Source organism: Halomonas sp. A020 (assembly GCF_027943625.1).
GTDB lineage: Bacteria > Pseudomonadota > Gammaproteobacteria > Pseudomonadales > Halomonadaceae > Vreelandella > Vreelandella piezotolerans.
In genome coordinates this window covers 3,123,587-3,141,098 of record NZ_AP022850.1, presented here as the reverse complement: position 1 = coordinate 3,141,098, position 17,512 = coordinate 3,123,587, and the positions used below count along the sequence as shown (strand labels likewise).

Here is a 17,512-nt window from a genome sequence, read left to right as displayed (position 1 = left end):
CGGGTTGTCCTCTATTGATGAAATTATTTAAGCATGCTGAAAGTAAACGCGCAAGCATACTAAAATGCAGCTCAGTTAAGCTTGCTGAAATGAGCATTCAAGAAAGAATCAGCCAGGCCATCAAAGAGAGTGGCCAAACCAAAAGCGCGATCGCCAAGGCGTGCGGCGTCAATCCGTCTGCAGTAACGCAGTGGCTGAACGGCGATACAAAAGCCCCTACGGCAGAGAGACTGCTTAAATTAGCCCGTGCCACCCGCGTCTCTTACACATGGCTAGTTGATGGAAAGGGCCCAATGCACGAGGCTTTTGATCCACGAGCGGGATATTCAGCTGGCTCGAACGAGTTACAGTTTCACGACACGGAGATCGTGGAGGGCAACACCCCCCTATCACCCGATGAAGTCGAGCTTCCCTGTTTCCGAGAAGTCGAGTTCTCCGCTGGCGATGGTCGAACCCAGGTTGTTGAAAACGGGGGCCACACCATGCGTTTCCCGCTGGCAAAGCTCGCTGCTCGCAGCGTGTCTCCCGAGAACGCGGCATGCGCTACAGCCACAGGCACCTCAATGATGCCCACGATTGCCGACGGGTCGCCCATCGCTATCGACAAAGGCACTCGGCACATCATCGACGGCAAGATTTATGCGCTCGATCACGGCGGCATGCTCCGCATCAAGCGGCTCTACAAGCTGCCGCTAGGACGTGTGCGCCTGGTCAGCGACAACAGCGACGAATACCCTGAAGAAACACACAGCCTAATGGGGCCGGACGCCCCTAAAATTATTGGCCGAGTGTTTTGGTGGGAAGTATTTGATTAACAATCTGGGAGAGCCAAATGCTGGTTGAATGGACCGTATTCAGATGCTGCATGTGGGTCATCAACGTACATGCAAGTAATTTTCGCGGATCATGGCAGGGCATCAGATTGGTTCTTTCTGTGGCGTCAATGGCTGGCTTCGTATTCGCCTTCGCCTTCTTGGGAAGGCTGGCTTTAAATTCTGAATGGGTAGATTTGGCCAGCTCCATTGCGATAGCAATTGGAGCTCTGCCGATCATGAGCTTTATTTTCTCAAAACTGGGCGAGTCAGCGCTTTTGGTATCCCCTCTTGCTGTAGTTTTAGCCGCCTATCTAGCATTTTCTCTATGGTAGCAACTGCTTAGCACCGCTCAACCGCCGTTAAAGGCGGTTTTTTTACGACCCTTATTTCACCATGCTTAAATTTTTTCAGCAAAAATCTTGACGGAGTATTTCAGCATGCTTAAATTGTATCACAAGAACACAGCGCAACGTGTTCAGGCCCTCACAGGTCGCCGCTCTTTAACAACAGGATGAGCCTAGCCAGCCGTAGTGGGTAACGCCGCGAGAGTTCGCTAGGAGTACGCCGCCCAGGGCTGTTGAAATGCTGGGAGTGCCGAAAGGCCGCGCTAACTGCGAGAGTGAGGCGAATGCCTGCCGCCTGGGCTAAGAATACAGGCGGCATCGGAGAGCTGGTTGAGCCCAAAGGGGCTGGGTTATCGCAGGCCCAAACAACCGGCGGGATGCGACTCAGCCAGCTCCCCGATGTTCCTGAAGCATCCACTCCCCTGCGCAAGGATGCGCACTCCATCACCCAGCGTTTTTACGGCATGGCCGCGTATCGCGGTCATTCCCGCGCTGCTTCCCTAACCACGACTCACTGCACTGGCACTGCGAGAGCCGATGAGGCAGCGCGCACTTCACAGGAGGCTTTATGGAAACCCTACCTACTAAGGCAATCACAAAAGGCGAGCTGAACAGCCGCAACGACAAAACGGCAGCTGCCCGCTACAGCAAGCGCAGAGACATTGACCAGCGCCTGGCTGACAGAGCGCTGCGCCACCAACTCCGCGAGGTGTGGGATGAATGAGCAAATTTATCGACCCGCAATTGATTAAAGGGTTATTGCACTACAACGCCGAAACTGGAGTTTTCACCTGGAAACCCCGACCAATTGAGTCCTTTAAGTCGAGGCAGGCTTTTTTGACCTGGAATAAGCGTTTCGCCAACAAGCGTGCCGGTTCGGTTAAAACCGGAGAGCTTGGCTACAAACGCAGGAAGATAAAGATTGGCAGCAGCTACCTGATGGAGCACCGCCTTGCCTGGGTTTATATGACTGGAGAGCAGCCCCCTGTCGAAATAGATCACGAGAACAGGGACGCAACCGACAACCGTTGGAGCAACTTAAAAGCTTCTGATCACCTTGATAACGCCCGCAATCAGTCTCTTTCCAGAAATAATAAAAGCGGAATCTCGGGCGTGTCATGGAAAAGTGATCTAGGCAAGTGGAGGGCTCGATGCATGAAAAACCGTCAAGAGCATCATCTTGGTTATTTCATACAGAAATCCGATGCGGAGCAGGCAGTTAAAGAATTTAGAGCCAAAAATGGCTTTTCTGCTGGTCACGGCACTCCTAAAACGCGCACGGACTTATGAAAAATCGCTACATCCTTCGTGAATACCACCAAGGCCGCATCACTCCCCGAGTTGATTGCGGCCTTTTTTGTAGCCGCAAAAATGCTAAGCGAGCAGCCAAGCGTCGCGGCTACCCCTTTGAACTCATCTTCAAGGTGAAACGACATGCCAACGAGAACGCTTAGCCTCATCGCGCTTGCCGCCATCATCGGCAGCATGATCGTGGCCAGCAAGCTGGACGCATCTGATAAAGAGCGGATGCATCGTAAATACTGCCAAGAAGTCGCTGTTTGGGAGGCGGAAAAAGCACGCGGCATTGACCCGCTAGACCGCACTGGCCACCCGGACTACCGGGGTGACGCTGCTGAGGTGTGCCCAGGTATGCGCCCTGCTGCATTCACCCCCTCTTACCCTTCCCCATTATTGGTTCAGTTCTGAGGTGCTTTGTGAACCGTAACAAGCAAATCCATCTACGCGCCGAATCTCTAAGCGAGTCGATCCATGACGGTGACGCCGAAGGCGTTGCGCGTTTTGGCACATATCTGAATGAGGTTGGCGACCTAGCCAGCGCCGTCGAAGAGTTCACCGCCACCACTACGGTAGCGGATATGGTCGATGCCTATATCCAGTCACCCGCCGGCGAAGCGGTGCTATTTGCTTGGGCCAAGGATGTAGCCGAAGACGAGCTGCAAGGCGAGGAAGAAGAACTTGCCGAAATGGAAGCTAACTGGAGAGCGGCATGAACAACTGGCGAATTACTGGGGCGGGCTTTTATAACCCACATGGCGAAGCGGTATACACCGTCACGAATGGCTGTAAGCGTCTCGACCACCGCGACCATGACGAGTTAGGGAAGTTGCTCAACGATGCCGAGGCGATACGCGAAACGCTGACATTCATTGCCGAAGTGGCGGAAGGCAGCCCGCAAACCAACAACATGCAGGTCATCGCTGATAAAGCACGAGCAGCACTGAGCAAATAAAAAGCCCCTTTCGTGCGGCAACACGTCAGGGGCCAGGATCAACGGTAAGAAGATCAACGGGGAGTATAACCCATGAATTCAACGAACGAAAAACCACGGCTGCGCGTGCCTGCCGTGGGGCGCTATCGCGTGGTCGATAGCGCCGACCACCTAGAGCTATGGCAGCAAGTCGACAAAACACCGACCACGGCCATCAAGGCCGCCAATGTCGATGGTCAGGACATCACCACGCTGGATGCGATGCACGTCATTGAGCTGGCCACCAAGGTTTTTGGCCCCATGGGCATCGGCTGGGGCTACCGCATTGAGGATGAGCGGTTTGACGTGGGCGCTCCAGTGCTAGGCAACAAGGGCGAGCTGATCGCTCACGAGCAAACACACACGATCCGCTTGGTGCTCTGGTACCGCTGGCAAGGCGACCGCGGCGAAGTCACGCAGTTTGGACATACCCGCTACGTCTATCGCACCAGTACCGGCAAATGGAAGACCGATGGCGAAGCGCCAAAGAAGTCGATCACTGACGCTATCAAGAAGTGCTTGAGCCTCTTAGGCTTCGCCGCTGACGTGTACTACGGCAAGTTCGACAACAAGGACTACACCCAGACACAGCAAGCGGCTACCCGAATTGCGGTGGCCGAAGACCAAGACGCCGAAATAGAGAAGCTCAGACAGGATTACGCGGACTGGCTCAAGCGTGAGTGCGACACCCTTCGCCACCAAATCCCCCACCCCAAGAGCATTGAGCTGGCTGCCGACAGAATGATCGGCCGCATTCCAGACAAGGCATCCATGGCCCGCGTCGAACCTGACAAAGGCAGAGGCATGATCCTCAAGGCCCGTGATGAAGGTATCGCCCGGGTATACGCAGAAAAGGAAAAGGCCAAGCAACCACAAGAGGTAACGCAAAATGACTAACGCAGCCCCCAAAACCGACTACAAAGGCGAACTGGTCAAGCTGGATGCTGTTGAGCAGGCCCTGGCAGGGCTGCGCGAGCAGTACGGAACCGTGCCCGACATGCAAACCAAAGAGGGCTACGCGCTTTGCAAGAAGGGCATCAAAGAGCTGACCACGTACCGGACCAGCACCGATAAGCTTCGGAAAGAAATCACAAAGCCACATCGCGACTTCATCGACCGCGTGAATCAATACGGCAAGGATCTGATTGAGAAGCTTGAAGCCATTGAGAAACCACTGAAAGACGCAAAACAGCATGAGGACGAGCGCGCTGAGCGGGAAAAGCAGCAGCGCATCGCCAAGCTGCGTGAGCGCATTCAGGTCGAAATTCTCAGCTACAAAGACACTGCCGTTGGGCTCGACTCGAACGCATTGGCTGAACTGCATGATGACGCCGTGAACATCAACACGGACGGCTTTTTTGACGTGGCAAAAGAGGCCGAAGACGCCAAAGCGGACGTACTGCAGCACATCAGCGACATGCACGCCCACGCTCTTGAGAAAGAACGCCTAGCTACCGAGCAGGCCGAGGTGGAAGCCGAGCGCCGCCGTTTGCGCGAGGAGAACGAGAAACGCGAAGCCGAGCAAAAGGAGCTGGAAGAACTGCGCCGCTTTAAAGCCGAGCAGGAAGCGAAGCGTAACCCAGCACCTCTGCCACAGCCGAAGCCAGAACCTGAGCCAGCCCCGCTTCCCGCTGCTGCTGAGCATAAGCCGCTGAATACCAGCCGCCTGAGCGCTGCCGCCCAGCGACACGAAGCAGAGGTTTTACGGGGTGAGCGCGCGGAAGTACCGGAGCAAGTCACGATCAGCCGCGGCGAGTATGAGCAGCTACTTGCCGACCAAGCCAAGCTGCGCGCCCTGGAAGCCATGGGCGTTGATAACTGGTCTGGGTATGAACAGGCCATGCAGCAGCTAGCCGCTTAAACCTTCCCGTTACCTTAGGGGCCGCAAGGCCCCTTTTCTTTGGAGCCTACTATGAACCCTGTTCTCTTCTTCGATACTGAAACCACTGGCCTGCCCGACTGGAAATCTCCCAGCGAAAGCGAACACCAGCCACACCTGGTGCAGCTTGCCGCGATCCTGGCAGACACCGACACTCGCAAGGAAATAGCGACGCTGGATTTGATCATTGCTCCAGACGGCTGGGAGATTCCCGCCGCGGTTTCAGAGATTCATGGCATCACGCATGAACACGCACTCGCGGTAGGCGTCGATGAGTCGCTCGCCCTGAATCTGTTCTTCCAGCTTTGGAACCGGTACCCACGCGTCGCCCATAACCGCACCTTCGACCAGAGGATTATCCGTATCGCAGCCAAGCGGTATATGGGAGAAGCCGAGGCCGAAGCCTGGGCCGATAAGGACGAATTCGCCGACACCATGCTGCTGGCCAAGCCCATCATGCAGTTGCTGCCGAAAGGCAAGTACGGCTTCAAGTCGCCGAAGCTGTCCGAAGCCTACGAGTTTTTCACCGGCAAACCTCTGGAAAACGCGCATAGCGCCATGGCCGATGCCCGCGCCTGCATGGAGGTCTACTGGCACCTGCTTGACCACGAAGCCAAGGCCGCATGAGGTCCATCACCAAAACCGTCACCACCACTTACACGCCTGAATGGATCAAAAAAGAGTTCCTGGTTTACGGGCCGGAATTCAGAAAGGCGCGCGAGCGGTCACGTAAAAAGTACAGCCGCTGCTTCGCCTGCAATACGCCCTTTCAGGATGGTGACGTCATGGCGCTTGGTGGGTTTGGGAAGCACGGCAATAAAGCGCTATGTCAAACATGCGCCACCGATATAGCTGACGATGAAAAAGAGGCCCCTCAATGACGCTTACCAGCACCCCAACCACCTTTCACATCCATATCCCCGTTAGCGTTCTGCTGAGCTATGGCGACAAGCGCCTCGGGGATATCGTCACGCATCCCGAAGGCGTTGACGGAGCTCGCAAGGAGCTTCGGCAAATGCTCGAAAAGGGCAAGCAAGTCTTGGTCTGCGACAGCAGCTGTGACAATCGCAATCCCGACGGTTCATGCGCAGGCCACCCCGGCGCCAAGGCGGAAACCGCCTAGTCCTTACCCCACCCTGGGGCCGCTGGTCCCACTTCCACCACCTCCATGAGGTAACTCGCAATGTCCCACCCAACCGATGTAACCAGGTTCCTCGAGGATCTGGACGGCGGCGTATTGGCTGAACGCCTGGGTACTGTTCTGAGCCATGCAGCAGCGTCGGCTACGAACAACCCGAAGAAGAAAGCCAAGGTGTCGATCGACATGACGATCGAGAACATAGGTTCCGGCAGCCGGGTCGGCGTCGTGCACAAGCTGGCCTTCAAGATTCCGACCGAACATGGCACTCAGTCGGAAGAACACACCACCGAAACGGTCATGTGCGTGAACACGGGCGGCGAAATGACGCTTGAGCCCAAGAACCAGTTCGACATGATCGGCCATCCCCACCGCGATAAAGATTCGCGCCAGGAGAAGCACTGATGTCACTCACGAAAGAAGCCCTGCAGCACATCGAAGCCAGCCATAAAACCGGTACCGAAGCCGCCGAAGGTCACGCGCTGATCGTGGGCGACAACTTCAAGCTGGTGGATATGGAGAAATACCAAGACCACCGCCGCCGCTTCCGTGGTCAATTCAAAACCAAGGGGCTAAAAGACTTCATCACCTATGTGGCGGGTCGCCAGAATGATGCCCCGGTATTCATCGACCGTGACGCCATGGCGGCATGCTCCTACCTTGATATCGGCGATAAGTCATTGCCTGGCCACTGCGACCACTCCGCCACCCTCAATTTACCCAAGACCCCCGAGTTCAGCGCCTACTTGAACGCTGACGGCAGCACATTCGGGCAGGAGGAAATGGTCGAGCTGGTCGAAGACTGGGGCCACCTGCTGACGTTTGAGAACAGCAAAGGCGAGGCGCTGGAGCGCGGCAAGGTCATTCATGCGTTCCGCAAGGTCAGCCTGGATGACCTAACCAGCATCGAAAGCGATAAGCAGGAGCATTCCAGCCGCGTGGGCGTGATGAATAGCGTCACCGTTAAGAATGCTGACCGCCTGCCCACGGTGATTTACTGGAAGCTCACCCCTTATGAAGGTCTGACAGAGCGCACCCTGGCAATGCGCGTGTCCAGCAAGACCAAAGGCGGGCCATCGTTTGGGCTGCGCGCTATCGCACTGGACGCCGCTAAAGAAGAGATCGCCGCCGAGTTCGCCAAGCTGGTGACGGACGGCTTACCAGAAAGCGAGTGCTTGCTGGGCACCTTCCAGCCCTAACGGCAGCACCCAACCACTGAGGGCCTTCGGGCCCTTTTCTTTTGGAGGTCACATGGCCCGAGGCATTAACAAAGTCATTTTGATTGGCAACCTGGGCCAAGACCCAGAAGTACGCTTCACCACAGGCGGCACCGCTGTCGCCACACTCAATATTGCCACCAGTGACAGCTGGTTCGACCGCAATAGCGGCCAGCGACAGGAGCGCACCGAGTGGCATCGCGTGATCTTATTCAAGAAAACGGCAGAGATTGCTCAGCAGTACCTACGAAAAGGCTCGAAGGTCTACATCGAGGGCCGACTGCAAACACGCAAATGGCAAGACCAGAGTGGGCAAGACCGCTACACCACTCAAATCGTCGCTAACGATATGCAAATGCTGGATAGCGGCGGGCAGCAGCAAGCCCCACAGCAAGGCGGTTACCAGCAACCACCTCAGAATCAGCAGCGCGGTGGCCACCGACAACCACCGCCGAATAATACGGGATATGGCAACCAGCAGCCCCAGACCCAGCAGCAACCACAAGGGCAGCGCCCTTATGGCGCGCCTGATCCCGCTCAATATGATGATTTTGACGACGAAATACCGTTCTGACGTAGATACCCCAGGCGACGGTGGGGAGCAATAACATCGCCAGTTTGCGCGGCGCCGCCCTTGATGACGCTACCCGGTGCTAGCCCACCGGATGCGCGAGACTGCGTTGCAGTAGGGCCGTGAGCAAGCCGTAAGCCGCCGCGTGAGTGCGGCCACCATGGGAAGTATTCGAGCATGAACAAGGGGTGACGCATGAAGCTCAAGATCACAACACACATCATCGGCGACGAGGAAAACGACAAGCGCTCACTGGTCGCTGGCGGCAAGGTTGAGACAGCAAGCGCCCTGGGCGATCTGAAGGCCGAGGTCATGGAAGGCAAGCACAAAGGGCGTGTCATCAACGCCTTTGCCTGGTTTTGCAATGGCGACGATAGCGCAGCCATCAACATTACCGAGGTCTCCACCGGTTACTGCCTGGAGCGCATTCAGGCCATCGCCACGGTCAACGGCAAGCCCTGCAGCGCAGGCAGCCTCCCCAACGAAGCGCTTTGGAACCTGGTGCCCAGCTTTATGGAGGCAGCCAAGAAGGCAGCCTTTTACCGCTTCGAGAAAGCAACTGACGAGGAAGCTGACGCCCTGTTCAAGCGTATTGACGAGCTGCCTAAGATAGGTGCCAAGGGCGAGCTGGTGGCTTAGACGGACGACACTTCAGTCTCGATAAGGCCATGCACATGAAAGAATTCACAACTGAACAGAAAGTGGCTGCACGAAAGGCGGTAAACCGTGCAGTTGAAGCCGGAACCCTCAAGCCAGGCCCATGCGAAGCATGTGGAGCAAAGAAAGCCCAAGGGCACCACCCTGACTACTCGCAGCCGCTCAAAGTCCAATGGCTGTGCCCAAAATGCCACAGCCAGCTTCACAATCAGATATACCCCATCCATAAGACGTGTTCGATCTGCGGCACAACGTTTACACCACACCCAACGAAAAGAAAGCGAGCACAAACCTGCTCATGGTCATGCCGTTCCGCACTTATCTCACAGCGCCTCATCGAGAAACCGACCATTCCTCCATGGGCAAAACTGAATCATGAGAAGGCCGGAGAAATTCGCGTTCGCTATCGCGCTGGTGGAATCACAATGCGCGCTTTGGCCAAGGAATATGGTGTGCACCACAAGCAAATCAGCGAAATCGTCAACGGCAAGGCATGGCAGCGGTAGCAGCAGAAGCAATTGCCAGCGTCATGGGCACCACTCTGCTATTGGCGTGGTCTGGCGAGACTTTCGCCTTGGGCAGTACGCCGATTTGGGTGCGCAACGTCGCTGCCAGTCTATCGCTTCAACAACCCACCCATATCGTTCATTGAGCCACAGCCATGTGGCTCTTTTTTTGGAGTCAGCATGGAAACCCTCGACCTTTTTGCCAGTCGGCCGGAAGAGCGCCAGATCCTGCTCTCCTATGGCGGCGGCAAGGACTCAACGGCGATGATCGCTATGGACCTCAATCGCGACGCGTCTGCCAGCTATCTAGACATTACTCGGCAAGCTCTCGACGAAGCACTGCCAGTGTTTGATCGGGCGGTTTTCAGCGACCCGGGCGCCGAGTTCTCCACCACCTATCAGACCATCGCAAAGGTCCAGGCCTTGCTGGGAGGCCGCCTCGTTATCACCCGCAAGGTGGGCGAGACCATTGCCGAGTGGTGTCACCGCTTGGGCACTGTGCCCGTCATGCCCGGCGGCGCTCATGTCTGCTCGAAGAAATTCAAGGGCGACGTGCTGGCCGCCTGGGCACGCACCGAGGGTATAACCCATCCGGTGTGGCTGATCGGCATCGAGGCCAATGAAGGACGTCGGGCGAAGCGGTTTACTCCACCTGACGGCGATACCGCCGAGTACCGCTACCCGCTGATTGATCTGGGCCTAACCCGTAGCGACCTGGATGGGCTGATGAAGCATTTGGGCTGGCCAGACGTTCATAAATCGAGCTGCGTGTTTTGTCCCTACATGAGCGAGGGCGAGATACGGGACCTCTACTTCAATCATCCTGATGAATGGAGGCGTGTTGCTGCCATTGAGGAGCGATTTAGGCAGACGTCTGCCGTCAAGCACCAAGCCTGGCTTGATGCTGGGCAGCCACTGAACAGTGCTAGCCGAGCCCCTAAAGGAATGTGGCGCTATGACAGCTGGGCCATTGGCGCCCGCCTCTTTGCAAAGTCTATCGACGGCCGCCGCTTATCCGTGAGCGAGTGGGCACAACGTTTTGAAACCACCAATATGAGCAGCGAAGCTGCATAACTCAAGGAGAAACAAATGATTGCCACCCACCTGGGCGCCGGTGCCTTGCTGTCACAAGTCTGCCGTCGCGCTGCTGTGACACAACTCATTCATCGTAACGACGACCTGGAGGCGGAAAAGTACGGACTGATCGAAGAGAACAATGCACTGGCGGCCGAGAATGCCAAATTGCGTCTCGAGGCTCAGGCGCATGCCCAAGAGGCGCGCACACAGCGCTCTACTGTTCACTCAATTTATCAGATTGTCAGTGAAGGTGCTGGCGAGCCAGGCGATTGGAATGGTGCCGAGCCTGTGCGAAAGGCCTTTGAAGCGCTGCAAGCAGACAACCGCGAGCTGCGGCGGCAGCTGGCAAGCATGAGGGCAGCGTGATGACTACTGAATTTAAACGCGAGCATGGCCGCTACTACGTCATCAAGGACAAAGACCTGACTTTGGGGCAGCGCTTTGCTCTTATTCACATTCTGAAAAATCAGAGCATCCCTACCCGCGAAAGCGTTGTCATTGAGTCCGACTGGCCAATCTATGAGGCTGCATGGGAAATGGTGCGGCGGCTGGCTGAAGGCTTAGCACAAGAAGTGGATGAGCTGCGCGCCAATGCGGATGAAATGAAGCGCCTGAAAACAGAGCTGCGCAACGCTCTTGGCTGCGATGCCCCGAACCCAAGCATGTGTGACCTCGTAGTCGAAGCCCAGCTGTTGACCAGAGAACGCGACGCCTACCGCGCCGCTGAGGAGCACCAGATAGCACTACGGCAGAGGCTGGAGGCTGAGCGGGATGCTCTGGCGGTGCATGTGGAGAGAATCACCACGGACATTCATGAGTTGATGGATAACAGCGAGGGCGTGGCAGGGCTTCACCTTAATGGTGACGTTGCACCTTGGGGCGAGCTTACCGCTGGTGGCGCATTTGAAGGCTGGCTCATGTCCCTGGATGACAAACCGGTCGAAGGAGGTGCGTGATGCGCCGCTACCTAAACCATCATGCATCAGCAGCGAAGAAAGCGGCTGCTATTGATGTTTGTCGTGAGCAGCTCAGAGACGTTGCTACCAACCCTGGCTCTGAGTGGATGGATACCAGGTGTCGCCGCTATTCGCTTCGGCACCTCGCTCACTGCGTTGTCAGTCATGATCGCTCTTTGCGCTGGGCCAGCGGATGTCCAACAGCGCGAATAAGTCGCCAAGCCGAGGGGGGGGGCTGTGATGCCTAAACGATTTGGCCGGAATCAAAAGCGCAAGATGCGCGCTCAGATACAACAGTGGCAAGAAGCGCATCGGCGCGAATGCGAACTAGCAAGCTGGTTTCGCGAGAAAGGACGTCGGGACAAAGAAACCGTCCAGCGTGTTGCCGATGTTTTAGGCGAGCACTTCGCTGCTCTAGAGCCAAAAACAATGCTTGTGGATCGGATGATTGGTTATTTGCGCCTACCGGCTGTGCGGAAGCAGCCCTTTTGTTTTGAAATGAGCGACGAGCTATCCCCTTGTGTGGAGATGGTTATAAGCGAGATTAAAGCCAACTGGCTAGAACTAAAGGCGGACAAGCTAACAGACCAGCAATTTGTAGTTCTTAGATCGCCCTGCGGCGATGCTGGCTACGCCCTTTCACGTTCAGCCGTCTTGCACGGCGATGCTGACCATCTTGCCAGAGAGGTGGTAAGCGCAATGCAGCCCTTTATCAAAGAGGCTTTCCAAAAGCAGAGGCTCACATGAACTACCAGCCCAAAGACAGCATGTGCATGTCCTGCCGTCATGCCATCGCCGATTGTGGCCACCTGCCCTTTTCTTCAATGCCCATACTGAGCAAAAGCAAGCACCGCATTATCGTCAGCTGCACGGAGTACCAAGATGCTCGACCAGCTTCCGCACGCCAAGCGGATCGCCGAGATAGTCCGCAAACGGCGGCTTATTCCTGATACGCCACGCTGGCGATTATCGACCAGGTTATTCAAAGACTACCGCCGCCAATGAGCGGTTTTTTATTGTCTGGAGGATTTATGACACAGCGAGAACGGTTCGAAAATATTTGCGGAAGCTTTCCATTCTGTATGCCTATGCATACATATGCTGATGGCGGCTTCAGAGACGCTGATACAAAAAGAGCTTGGGCAATCTGGCAAGCCGCTTGCCCCGAAGGTTACAGCTTAGTGCCCACCAGGATAACGGCAGAGTCTGGTCACAAATATGCATTGATGGGCGAGTTTTCTGAGCCGGTAACGCTGACTTGTCCTGATTGTGATACAGAGGAGCCGGACGAGCATTGCGAAATTTGTAATGGTCATGGGGAATACGAGCAATCGGTGGCTATTGAATGGAGCACCATCAAGCGTATTCATGACCGAATAGTTTCTGCGTCAGCTCCACCAGGAGCGCCTTGTTAATTTTTCCCACCGATTAGTAGGCCGCCAACTGGCGGTTTTTTTGTGCCCGCAGGCCCTGCTTGGGCCTCGCTGTCCACCAAGGGAGACGCCATCATGGACCTGTTATTAACGCCAGGTGAGATAGAAACCCTGACTGGCCGCAAGCGAACCAAGGAGCAATGCGCCTCGCTTGATGCCATGGGGGTGCGCTGGAAGATCAACGCCAGTGGCGCGCTGATCGTGGGTCGTCGGCATGTAGAGCAAGTGCTGTGCGGCGAGAACACTAATCAGGCGCCTGAAACTAAGCGACCCAACTTTGAGGCCTTACACGCATGACGCAGGAAAACCCAGGCATCCCCCGGGTGTATTGGAAAAGTGGCGCATGGCGCTATAAATGCAATGCCCGCCAGAAGGCACTGGTGGGCAAAAGCTGGATACGCTTGGGAGAAACCGCCAAAGAAGCCCAAGCTGCCTATGAGCAATGGCAAGAGCGGCTATTTCCTAAGGCAGGCATGGGCCGCATATTCGACCGCTATGAAGCTGAGATCATCCCCGCCAAGCCTGCCGAAGCAACACGACGCTCCAACCTGCAGGAGCTTAAGAAGCTGCGTGCTGTTTTTGCCGAGTGCGAGCCAGGCGATATAACGGTGCACGACATTTATCGTTATATGGATGCCCGCGGCGTTCAGTCCAAAACACAGGCCAACCATGAGTTGGCTCTGCTCAAGCACATCTTCCGGTACGCCCAGCGCTGGGGAATCGTCGAACACAACCCCGCCGATCCGGTGACCAAGTTCAAGCTCAAGCCGCGTGATCGCTATATCACCCACGCAGAGTTTAGCCGCTTCCTAAAATTCACCTCTCCATGGGTACGCCGCTACGCCCTAATAAAATACAAAACCGGACTACGCCAACGTGACTTGCTTACGCTTCGACTGGATCAGCTCACTCCGGACGGCATCGTTTTACGTAGCAGCAAGGCAGGCAAGCAGGCCGTCATTCCCTGGGATGATGAGCTGAGGCGTTTAGTGTATGAGATAAAGGCCGACAATCTAGGTCGTGGCAAGCAAGGCCCCACGCTGTTCTGCAAGCGGGACGGCATGCCCTACAACAAGGATAAGTTTCACAGCCGCTGGCAGTACGGGATGCGTAAGGCGATGCATGAGGGCCACGTCGAGCGGTTTACCGAGCATGATATCCGAGCCAAGCACGCGACCGATGCCGATGAGCAAGGCTACGACGCCATGACCAATTTGCAGCACAGCGACCGGCGAACGACTGAGGTCTATCTACGTGCTAAGCGGGTGTTGACGGTTAGCACGCTGGGGGCGGGAGAGTTCTTAGAAGATTAGACATTAGTCTATTATGCACTGGTCTGGCTGGAGCAGTATAACGGCAGGTGTTCCCCTCGTTATACTTTCACCTTTTTTCGTGCTCAGAAACGAGAAAAGGGAACCAGCTAAGTAGCTGATTCCCTTCTAATAGTGGCGGAGGGACAGGGATTCGAACCCTGGATAGGCTATTAACCTATGCCGGTTTTCAAGACCGGTGCATTCAACCGCTCTGCCATCCCTCCGGCTTATGGGTGCGTATACTAACATCTTCTCCTTGTAAGTCAACGCCTTTTGAATAAATTAGTAGAGCCTTAAACCGACGCGGGTAATCATGCCACCCTCCATTTCGCTGACGACCCAGTGGATACCGTGCCAATCTACGTCGTCACCGACCACAGGGTGACCGCCGACTCTGAGAGAGACGAACTCTGCGAGCGTCATCTCCTGCTCGCCGGGGCTCAGTGTCAAGCCATAGGCTTGGGCGATATCCTGCATTTGGGCGTTGCCGTCCAAGGTAAAGGTGCCAAAGAAGGCGCGTTCTTGTTTGAGCTTGGCATCGCCATTGAACAGTCGGTTGAGCGCGACCAGGTCTTCCGTACGACCAATCACACAGATTACATCGCCAAGTTTCAACCGGGTGCTGCCCTTGGGATGCAGCATGACGTGATTGCGGAACAGCGCCGAAATCAGCGCACCCGAGGGGAAGCGCAGCAATCGGATTGGAACGTCTTCAAGGTCTTCGTTTTCGACGACATAAACGAACATCTCAAAGTCGTTATCCGGGAGGATGCCCAGTGGACCGCGACGGTTGGGCGTGGTACCCGCGGGTACTTCTACTTTCAGCCAGCGGGCCATGAGGGTGAGAGAGCCGCCTTGAATCAGCAGCGACATCAGCACCACCGCAAAGGCGACATTAAAGTAGAGCGACGCGTTTTCGACTCCGCCAATCACTGGAAAAATGGCGAGCACGATCGGAACGGCTCCGCGCAGGCCGACCCAGGCAATGAAGAGGGTTTCGCGCCAACGGAATTTGAAAAAGGGTTTAATGCTAATCAAGACGGCCAGCGGGCGAGCGACGAAGATCAACGCCAACGCAACGAAGCCAGCGGGCAGGGCCACGTCCCAAAGCTGGCTGGGCGTCACCAGCAATCCCAGCACCAAGAACAAGCCGATTTGGCTCAACCAGGCCAAACCATCGTGTACGGGCAGGATGAAATTGAGGTGGCGGCCTGGCTGATTACCAATCATCAGGCCCGCTAGATAAATCGCTAAAAAGCCGCTGCCTCCCAGCACGCTGGTCAACCCGAACACGCTAAAGCCAAGTGCCAACGCCAGCATGGCATAAAGACCAGGTGCCAAGTCCAGCCAGCGGAGCAGTTTGGCGCTAAGCCATCCGCCCCCAATGCCGACTGCCAACCCAATACCAAACTGAGAAATGAAGAACAGCAACGTTTCGCCGACACCGCCGATGTCACCGACCAGCAGCTCTACCAGCATCAGTGTTAGAAAGATCGCCATCGGGTCGTTGGTACCCGATTCGATTTCCAGCGTCGCCCCTACCCGTTCGTTAAGGTTCACTCCCCGCCCGCTCAACATGGAGAAGACCGCCGCAGCATCGGTAGATCCGACGATGGCACCTACCAGCAGCCCTTGCACCAAGGAGAGATCAAATACCCACATGGCGATGACGCCAACGATGGCGCTGGTAATGAAGACACCGAACGTCGCCAGAGAGAGCGCAGGACGAAACCCGACTCGGAACGTTTTAAGACGCGTGCGCAACCCACCGTCGAGCAGAATCATGGCGAGCGCTAGATGGCCGATCGTAAAGGCCATGGAATAGTCATCGAACTCGACGCCTAGCAGTCCTTCCTCTCCGGCCAACATCCCTAGGCCCAAGAAAATCAGCAGTATCGGTACGCCCACCATGGAAGAGAGACGACTCGCGAGGATGCTGAGCGCCATTAGGGAACCACCCACCAGGAAGAACGTATAAATTGCGTCCATGTCTCTCCATCTCTACATTAATGCCGTTCTATTATTGCATGTCGTTGCTGAATTTACTGAGCGTGTTCGCTAGGTTTATGCAAGGGACTAGCCAGATGCTTTGCCTGACAGCTAAACTCCGCCGTCCTACCATCGGGAGTTGAGGTTATGTTGAACGCTTTTTGGCGTGAACGTTCATTAATAGCTCTGTCATGGGTCCTTATTTTATTATTTTCATTTTCAGTGACTTACGCAAACGAAGAGCGTGAAGCAGAGATCACTGAGCCGCCGCTCTCTTTGGATAGCACCGTAAGACTACCCGAGGGGCTGTGGCCTGCCGATGACGACCGGGCAATAGAGGCACTCGAAGAAGCTCCCAGCATGGCAGTGGTACCGCCCCCGCCCCTTGATCCGCCACCGCTCAAACAACTTACGCTGATGCTAGATTGGTATTTGAGCCCACAGCATGCGGCGCTTATCGTGGCAAAAGAGCGCGGACTGTTCGCCGCCCAAGGCTTGGATATCGCCCTATCGACCCCAGCTGACCCATCCATTGCCATCAAGCTTTTGTCAGCCGGCGAGGTCGATTTAGCCCTGACTCGCCAGCCGCTTCTGCATCTACATGCCCATGAAGGGGCGCCCATCGTCCGTATCGCCACGTTGATCGAGACACCGCTCAACGCCGTGATCGTGGCGGGCGAAGCGCCCGCACCTGCCAACGTCGAGGACACCCTGGCCGACCTGCACTACGGCTTTTCTACCCGCGAAGGGCGTGACGTGCTGGTAGAGCGACTACTGCCACGCTCGGTGCGCCAAGTGGATGACTTCGTTGCGCCCGAAAGCGTGCATTTCGATGCCGCTGATGCCCTCCGTTCGAGCAGAGTCGATGCCGTGGCGGATGGTTTTTACCACAGCTTGCCCGCGCAACTGGCGGCCGATGGCATCGTCACCCACACCGTTCGCTACAGCGAGCTAGATATCCCCCGCCACGACGGACTCATTCTCGTAGCTAACAGCGATTCCGTGGCTCGTCGAGCCACAACGTGGTCGCGGGTACTGTTGGCGGTGGAAGAAGCCAGCAACTGGATGATCGAGCACCCGGACGAGGCGTGGTCGCTATTGGTTACGACTCACCCCGTGCTGGATAATCCCATTCATCAAACCACATGGGATGATCTGCTTCGCCGCGTCGCGCTAAGCCCGGCGGCGCTGGATGAGCGGCGCTATGCTGCGTTCGAGCGCTATTTACAAAACGCTGGTGCGATCTCTGACGAGCTTCCTGTAGCGCGCCTCGCGGTGAATCCACACCTTCTCATGACGCGTTGACCCACGCTTTAGCTACCTGCCACATCCATAACGCGCTGGAGCT

At 56.0% G+C, this 17,512-nt stretch carries 26 protein-coding genes and 1 tRNA gene; 25 read left to right on the top strand and 2 right to left on the bottom strand.

The features are described from left to right. Nucleotides 1–17 precede the first annotated feature (17 nt). The 24 genes from FRH_RS14655 (at nt 18) to FRH_RS14540 (ending at nt 14,175) form a co-directional block, all read left to right on the top strand. A complete protein-coding gene (locus FRH_RS14655; protein WP_281998169.1) occupies nt 18–815 on the top strand; it encodes a helix-turn-helix transcriptional regulator in 798 nt (265 codons plus the stop codon). 17 nt (nt 816–832) lie between these two features. Then, nucleotides 833–1,147 (top strand): hypothetical protein, encoded by a 315-nt coding sequence (locus FRH_RS14650; RefSeq protein ID WP_281997103.1) that lies wholly within the window; start codon nt 833–835, stop codon nt 1,145–1,147. A gap of 580 nt (nt 1,148–1,727) precedes the next feature. Continuing rightward, nucleotides 1,728–1,883 (top strand): hypothetical protein, encoded by a 156-nt coding sequence (locus tag FRH_RS14645; RefSeq protein ID WP_281997102.1) that lies wholly within the window; start codon nt 1,728–1,730, stop codon nt 1,881–1,883. Continuing rightward, nucleotides 1,880–2,449 (top strand): HNH endonuclease, encoded by a 570-nt coding sequence (locus tag FRH_RS14640; RefSeq protein WP_281997101.1) that lies wholly within the window; start codon nt 1,880–1,882, stop codon nt 2,447–2,449. The genes FRH_RS14645 and FRH_RS14640 overlap by 4 nt, the downstream gene beginning before the upstream one ends. Before the next feature lie 144 nt (nt 2,450–2,593). Then, nucleotides 2,594–2,866 (top strand): hypothetical protein, encoded by a 273-nt coding sequence (locus FRH_RS14635; RefSeq protein ID WP_281997099.1) that lies wholly within the window; start codon nt 2,594–2,596, stop codon nt 2,864–2,866. A gap of 8 nt (nt 2,867–2,874) precedes the next feature. After that, a complete protein-coding gene (locus tag FRH_RS14630; protein ID WP_281997098.1) occupies nt 2,875–3,171 on the top strand; it encodes a hypothetical protein in 297 nt (98 codons plus the stop codon). Beyond that, nucleotides 3,168–3,410: a hypothetical protein gene (locus tag FRH_RS14625; RefSeq protein WP_281997097.1), complete on the top strand. Its 243-nt coding sequence runs from the start codon at nt 3,168–3,170 to the stop codon at nt 3,408–3,410. The genes FRH_RS14630 and FRH_RS14625 overlap by 4 nt, the downstream gene beginning before the upstream one ends. Before the next feature lie 72 nt (nt 3,411–3,482). Next, nucleotides 3,483–4,325, top strand: a complete 843-nt coding sequence (locus FRH_RS14620) for a hypothetical protein (RefSeq protein WP_281997096.1) — start codon at nt 3,483–3,485, stop codon at nt 4,323–4,325. Next, on the top strand, nt 4,318–5,289 hold the full coding sequence (locus FRH_RS14615; protein WP_281997095.1) for a hypothetical protein: 972 nt from the start codon (nt 4,318–4,320) through the stop codon (nt 5,287–5,289). Before FRH_RS14620 ends, FRH_RS14615 begins: the two co-directional genes overlap by 8 nt. A 51-nt stretch (nt 5,290–5,340) precedes the next feature. After that, nucleotides 5,341–5,934, top strand: a complete 594-nt coding sequence (locus FRH_RS14610; RefSeq protein WP_281997094.1) for a 3'-5' exonuclease — start codon at nt 5,341–5,343, stop codon at nt 5,932–5,934. 250 nt (nt 5,935–6,184) lie between these two features. Continuing rightward, nucleotides 6,185–6,430: a hypothetical protein gene (locus tag FRH_RS14605; protein WP_281997093.1), complete on the top strand. Its 246-nt coding sequence runs from the start codon at nt 6,185–6,187 to the stop codon at nt 6,428–6,430. Nucleotides 6,431–6,490: 60 nt separating this feature from the next. Further along, nucleotides 6,491–6,850, top strand: coding sequence for a hypothetical protein (locus FRH_RS14600; RefSeq protein WP_281997092.1), 360 nt, complete (start codon nt 6,491–6,493; stop codon nt 6,848–6,850). Beyond that, a complete protein-coding gene (locus FRH_RS14595) occupies nt 6,850–7,644 on the top strand; it encodes a DUF2303 family protein (RefSeq protein WP_281997091.1) in 795 nt (264 codons plus the stop codon). The genes FRH_RS14600 and FRH_RS14595 overlap by 1 nt, the downstream gene beginning before the upstream one ends. Nucleotides 7,645–7,696: 52 nt before the next feature. Then, the gene (ssb, locus tag FRH_RS14590; protein ID WP_281997090.1) at nt 7,697–8,236 is read left to right on the top strand and encodes a single-stranded DNA-binding protein; all 540 of its coding nucleotides are present in this window, start codon (nt 7,697–7,699) and stop codon (nt 8,234–8,236) included. A gap of 192 nt (nt 8,237–8,428) precedes the next feature. After that, nucleotides 8,429–8,872, top strand: coding sequence for a hypothetical protein (locus FRH_RS14585; protein ID WP_281997089.1), 444 nt, complete (start codon nt 8,429–8,431; stop codon nt 8,870–8,872). Between the two features lie 35 nt (nt 8,873–8,907). Then, on the top strand, nt 8,908–9,396 hold the full coding sequence (locus FRH_RS14580) for a hypothetical protein (RefSeq protein ID WP_281997088.1): 489 nt from the start codon (nt 8,908–8,910) through the stop codon (nt 9,394–9,396). Further along, a complete protein-coding gene (locus tag FRH_RS14575) occupies nt 9,384–9,542 on the top strand; it encodes a hypothetical protein (protein WP_281997087.1) in 159 nt (52 codons plus the stop codon). Before FRH_RS14580 ends, FRH_RS14575 begins: the two co-directional genes overlap by 13 nt. 34 nt (nt 9,543–9,576) lie before the next feature. Further along, a complete protein-coding gene (locus FRH_RS14570) occupies nt 9,577–10,470 on the top strand; it encodes a hypothetical protein (RefSeq protein WP_281997086.1) in 894 nt (297 codons plus the stop codon). A gap of 15 nt (nt 10,471–10,485) precedes the next feature. After that, nucleotides 10,486–10,839, top strand: a complete 354-nt coding sequence (locus FRH_RS14565) for a hypothetical protein (protein ID WP_281997085.1) — start codon at nt 10,486–10,488, stop codon at nt 10,837–10,839. After that, the gene (locus FRH_RS14560) at nt 10,836–11,429 is read left to right on the top strand and encodes a hypothetical protein (protein WP_281997084.1); all 594 of its coding nucleotides are present in this window, start codon (nt 10,836–10,838) and stop codon (nt 11,427–11,429) included. Before FRH_RS14565 ends, FRH_RS14560 begins: the two co-directional genes overlap by 4 nt. Nucleotides 11,430–11,669: 240 nt before the next feature. After that, complete coding sequence (locus FRH_RS14555; RefSeq protein ID WP_281997083.1) at nt 11,670–12,176, top strand: hypothetical protein; 507 nt, start codon at nt 11,670–11,672, stop codon at nt 12,174–12,176. A 284-nt stretch (nt 12,177–12,460) separates the two neighbouring features. Continuing rightward, a complete protein-coding gene (locus FRH_RS14550) occupies nt 12,461–12,844 on the top strand; it encodes a hypothetical protein (protein WP_281997082.1) in 384 nt (127 codons plus the stop codon). A 93-nt stretch (nt 12,845–12,937) separates the two neighbouring features. After that, a complete protein-coding gene (locus FRH_RS14545; protein WP_281997081.1) occupies nt 12,938–13,159 on the top strand; it encodes a DUF4224 domain-containing protein in 222 nt (73 codons plus the stop codon). Next, on the top strand, nt 13,156–14,175 hold the full coding sequence (locus FRH_RS14540) for a tyrosine-type recombinase/integrase (protein ID WP_281997080.1): 1,020 nt from the start codon (nt 13,156–13,158) through the stop codon (nt 14,173–14,175). The genes FRH_RS14545 and FRH_RS14540 overlap by 4 nt, the downstream gene beginning before the upstream one ends. Before the next feature lie 133 nt (nt 14,176–14,308). Here FRH_RS14540 and FRH_RS14535 read toward each other — a convergent pair. Next, a tRNA-Ser gene (locus FRH_RS14535) sits at nt 14,309–14,399 on the bottom strand. Nucleotides 14,400–14,457: 58 nt separating this feature from the next. Further along, nucleotides 14,458–16,164, bottom strand: a complete 1,707-nt coding sequence (locus FRH_RS14530) for a potassium/proton antiporter (protein WP_139527662.1) — start codon at nt 16,162–16,164, stop codon at nt 14,458–14,460. A gap of 222 nt (nt 16,165–16,386) precedes the next feature. Here FRH_RS14530 and FRH_RS14525 point away from each other — a divergent pair, with 222 nt between their 5' ends. Then, on the top strand, nt 16,387–17,469 hold the full coding sequence (locus tag FRH_RS14525) for an ABC transporter substrate-binding protein (protein WP_343218260.1): 1,083 nt from the start codon (nt 16,387–16,389) through the stop codon (nt 17,467–17,469). The last annotated feature ends 43 nt before the right edge of the window (nt 17,470–17,512 follow it).

Excerpts from the sequence above, each read along its gene's own strand:
- FRH_RS14655 (WP_281998169.1), top strand. The coding sequence starts at position 18 with ATGAAATTATTTAAGCATGCTGAAAGTAAACGCGCAAGCATACTAAAA.
- FRH_RS14650 (WP_281997103.1), top strand. The coding sequence starts at position 833 with ATGCTGGTTGAATGGACCGTATTCAGATGCTGCATGTGGGTCATCAAC.
- FRH_RS14645 (WP_281997102.1), top strand. The coding sequence starts at position 1,728 with ATGGAAACCCTACCTACTAAGGCAATCACAAAAGGCGAGCTGAACAGC.
- FRH_RS14640 (WP_281997101.1), top strand. The coding sequence starts at position 1,880 with ATGAGCAAATTTATCGACCCGCAATTGATTAAAGGGTTATTGCACTAC.
- FRH_RS14635 (WP_281997099.1), top strand. The coding sequence starts at position 2,594 with ATGCCAACGAGAACGCTTAGCCTCATCGCGCTTGCCGCCATCATCGGC.
- FRH_RS14625 (WP_281997097.1), top strand. The coding sequence starts at position 3,168 with ATGAACAACTGGCGAATTACTGGGGCGGGCTTTTATAACCCACATGGC.
- FRH_RS14620 (WP_281997096.1), top strand. The coding sequence starts at position 3,483 with ATGAATTCAACGAACGAAAAACCACGGCTGCGCGTGCCTGCCGTGGGG.
- FRH_RS14615 (WP_281997095.1), top strand. The coding sequence starts at position 4,318 with ATGACTAACGCAGCCCCCAAAACCGACTACAAAGGCGAACTGGTCAAG.
- FRH_RS14610 (WP_281997094.1), top strand. The coding sequence starts at position 5,341 with ATGAACCCTGTTCTCTTCTTCGATACTGAAACCACTGGCCTGCCCGAC.
- FRH_RS14605 (WP_281997093.1), top strand. The coding sequence starts at position 6,185 with ATGACGCTTACCAGCACCCCAACCACCTTTCACATCCATATCCCCGTT.
- FRH_RS14600 (WP_281997092.1), top strand. The coding sequence starts at position 6,491 with ATGTCCCACCCAACCGATGTAACCAGGTTCCTCGAGGATCTGGACGGC.
- FRH_RS14595 (WP_281997091.1), top strand. The coding sequence starts at position 6,850 with ATGTCACTCACGAAAGAAGCCCTGCAGCACATCGAAGCCAGCCATAAA.
- ssb (WP_281997090.1), top strand. The coding sequence starts at position 7,697 with ATGGCCCGAGGCATTAACAAAGTCATTTTGATTGGCAACCTGGGCCAA.
- FRH_RS14585 (WP_281997089.1), top strand. The coding sequence starts at position 8,429 with ATGAAGCTCAAGATCACAACACACATCATCGGCGACGAGGAAAACGAC.
- FRH_RS14580 (WP_281997088.1), top strand. The coding sequence starts at position 8,908 with ATGAAAGAATTCACAACTGAACAGAAAGTGGCTGCACGAAAGGCGGTA.
- FRH_RS14575 (WP_281997087.1), top strand. The coding sequence starts at position 9,384 with ATGGCAGCGGTAGCAGCAGAAGCAATTGCCAGCGTCATGGGCACCACT.
- FRH_RS14570 (WP_281997086.1), top strand. The coding sequence starts at position 9,577 with ATGGAAACCCTCGACCTTTTTGCCAGTCGGCCGGAAGAGCGCCAGATC.
- FRH_RS14565 (WP_281997085.1), top strand. The coding sequence starts at position 10,486 with ATGATTGCCACCCACCTGGGCGCCGGTGCCTTGCTGTCACAAGTCTGC.
- FRH_RS14555 (WP_281997083.1), top strand. The coding sequence starts at position 11,670 with ATGCCTAAACGATTTGGCCGGAATCAAAAGCGCAAGATGCGCGCTCAG.
- FRH_RS14550 (WP_281997082.1), top strand. The coding sequence starts at position 12,461 with ATGACACAGCGAGAACGGTTCGAAAATATTTGCGGAAGCTTTCCATTC.
- FRH_RS14545 (WP_281997081.1), top strand. The coding sequence starts at position 12,938 with ATGGACCTGTTATTAACGCCAGGTGAGATAGAAACCCTGACTGGCCGC.
- FRH_RS14540 (WP_281997080.1), top strand. The coding sequence starts at position 13,156 with ATGACGCAGGAAAACCCAGGCATCCCCCGGGTGTATTGGAAAAGTGGC.
- FRH_RS14530 (WP_139527662.1), bottom strand. The coding sequence starts at position 16,164 with ATGGACGCAATTTATACGTTCTTCCTGGTGGGTGGTTCCCTAATGGCG.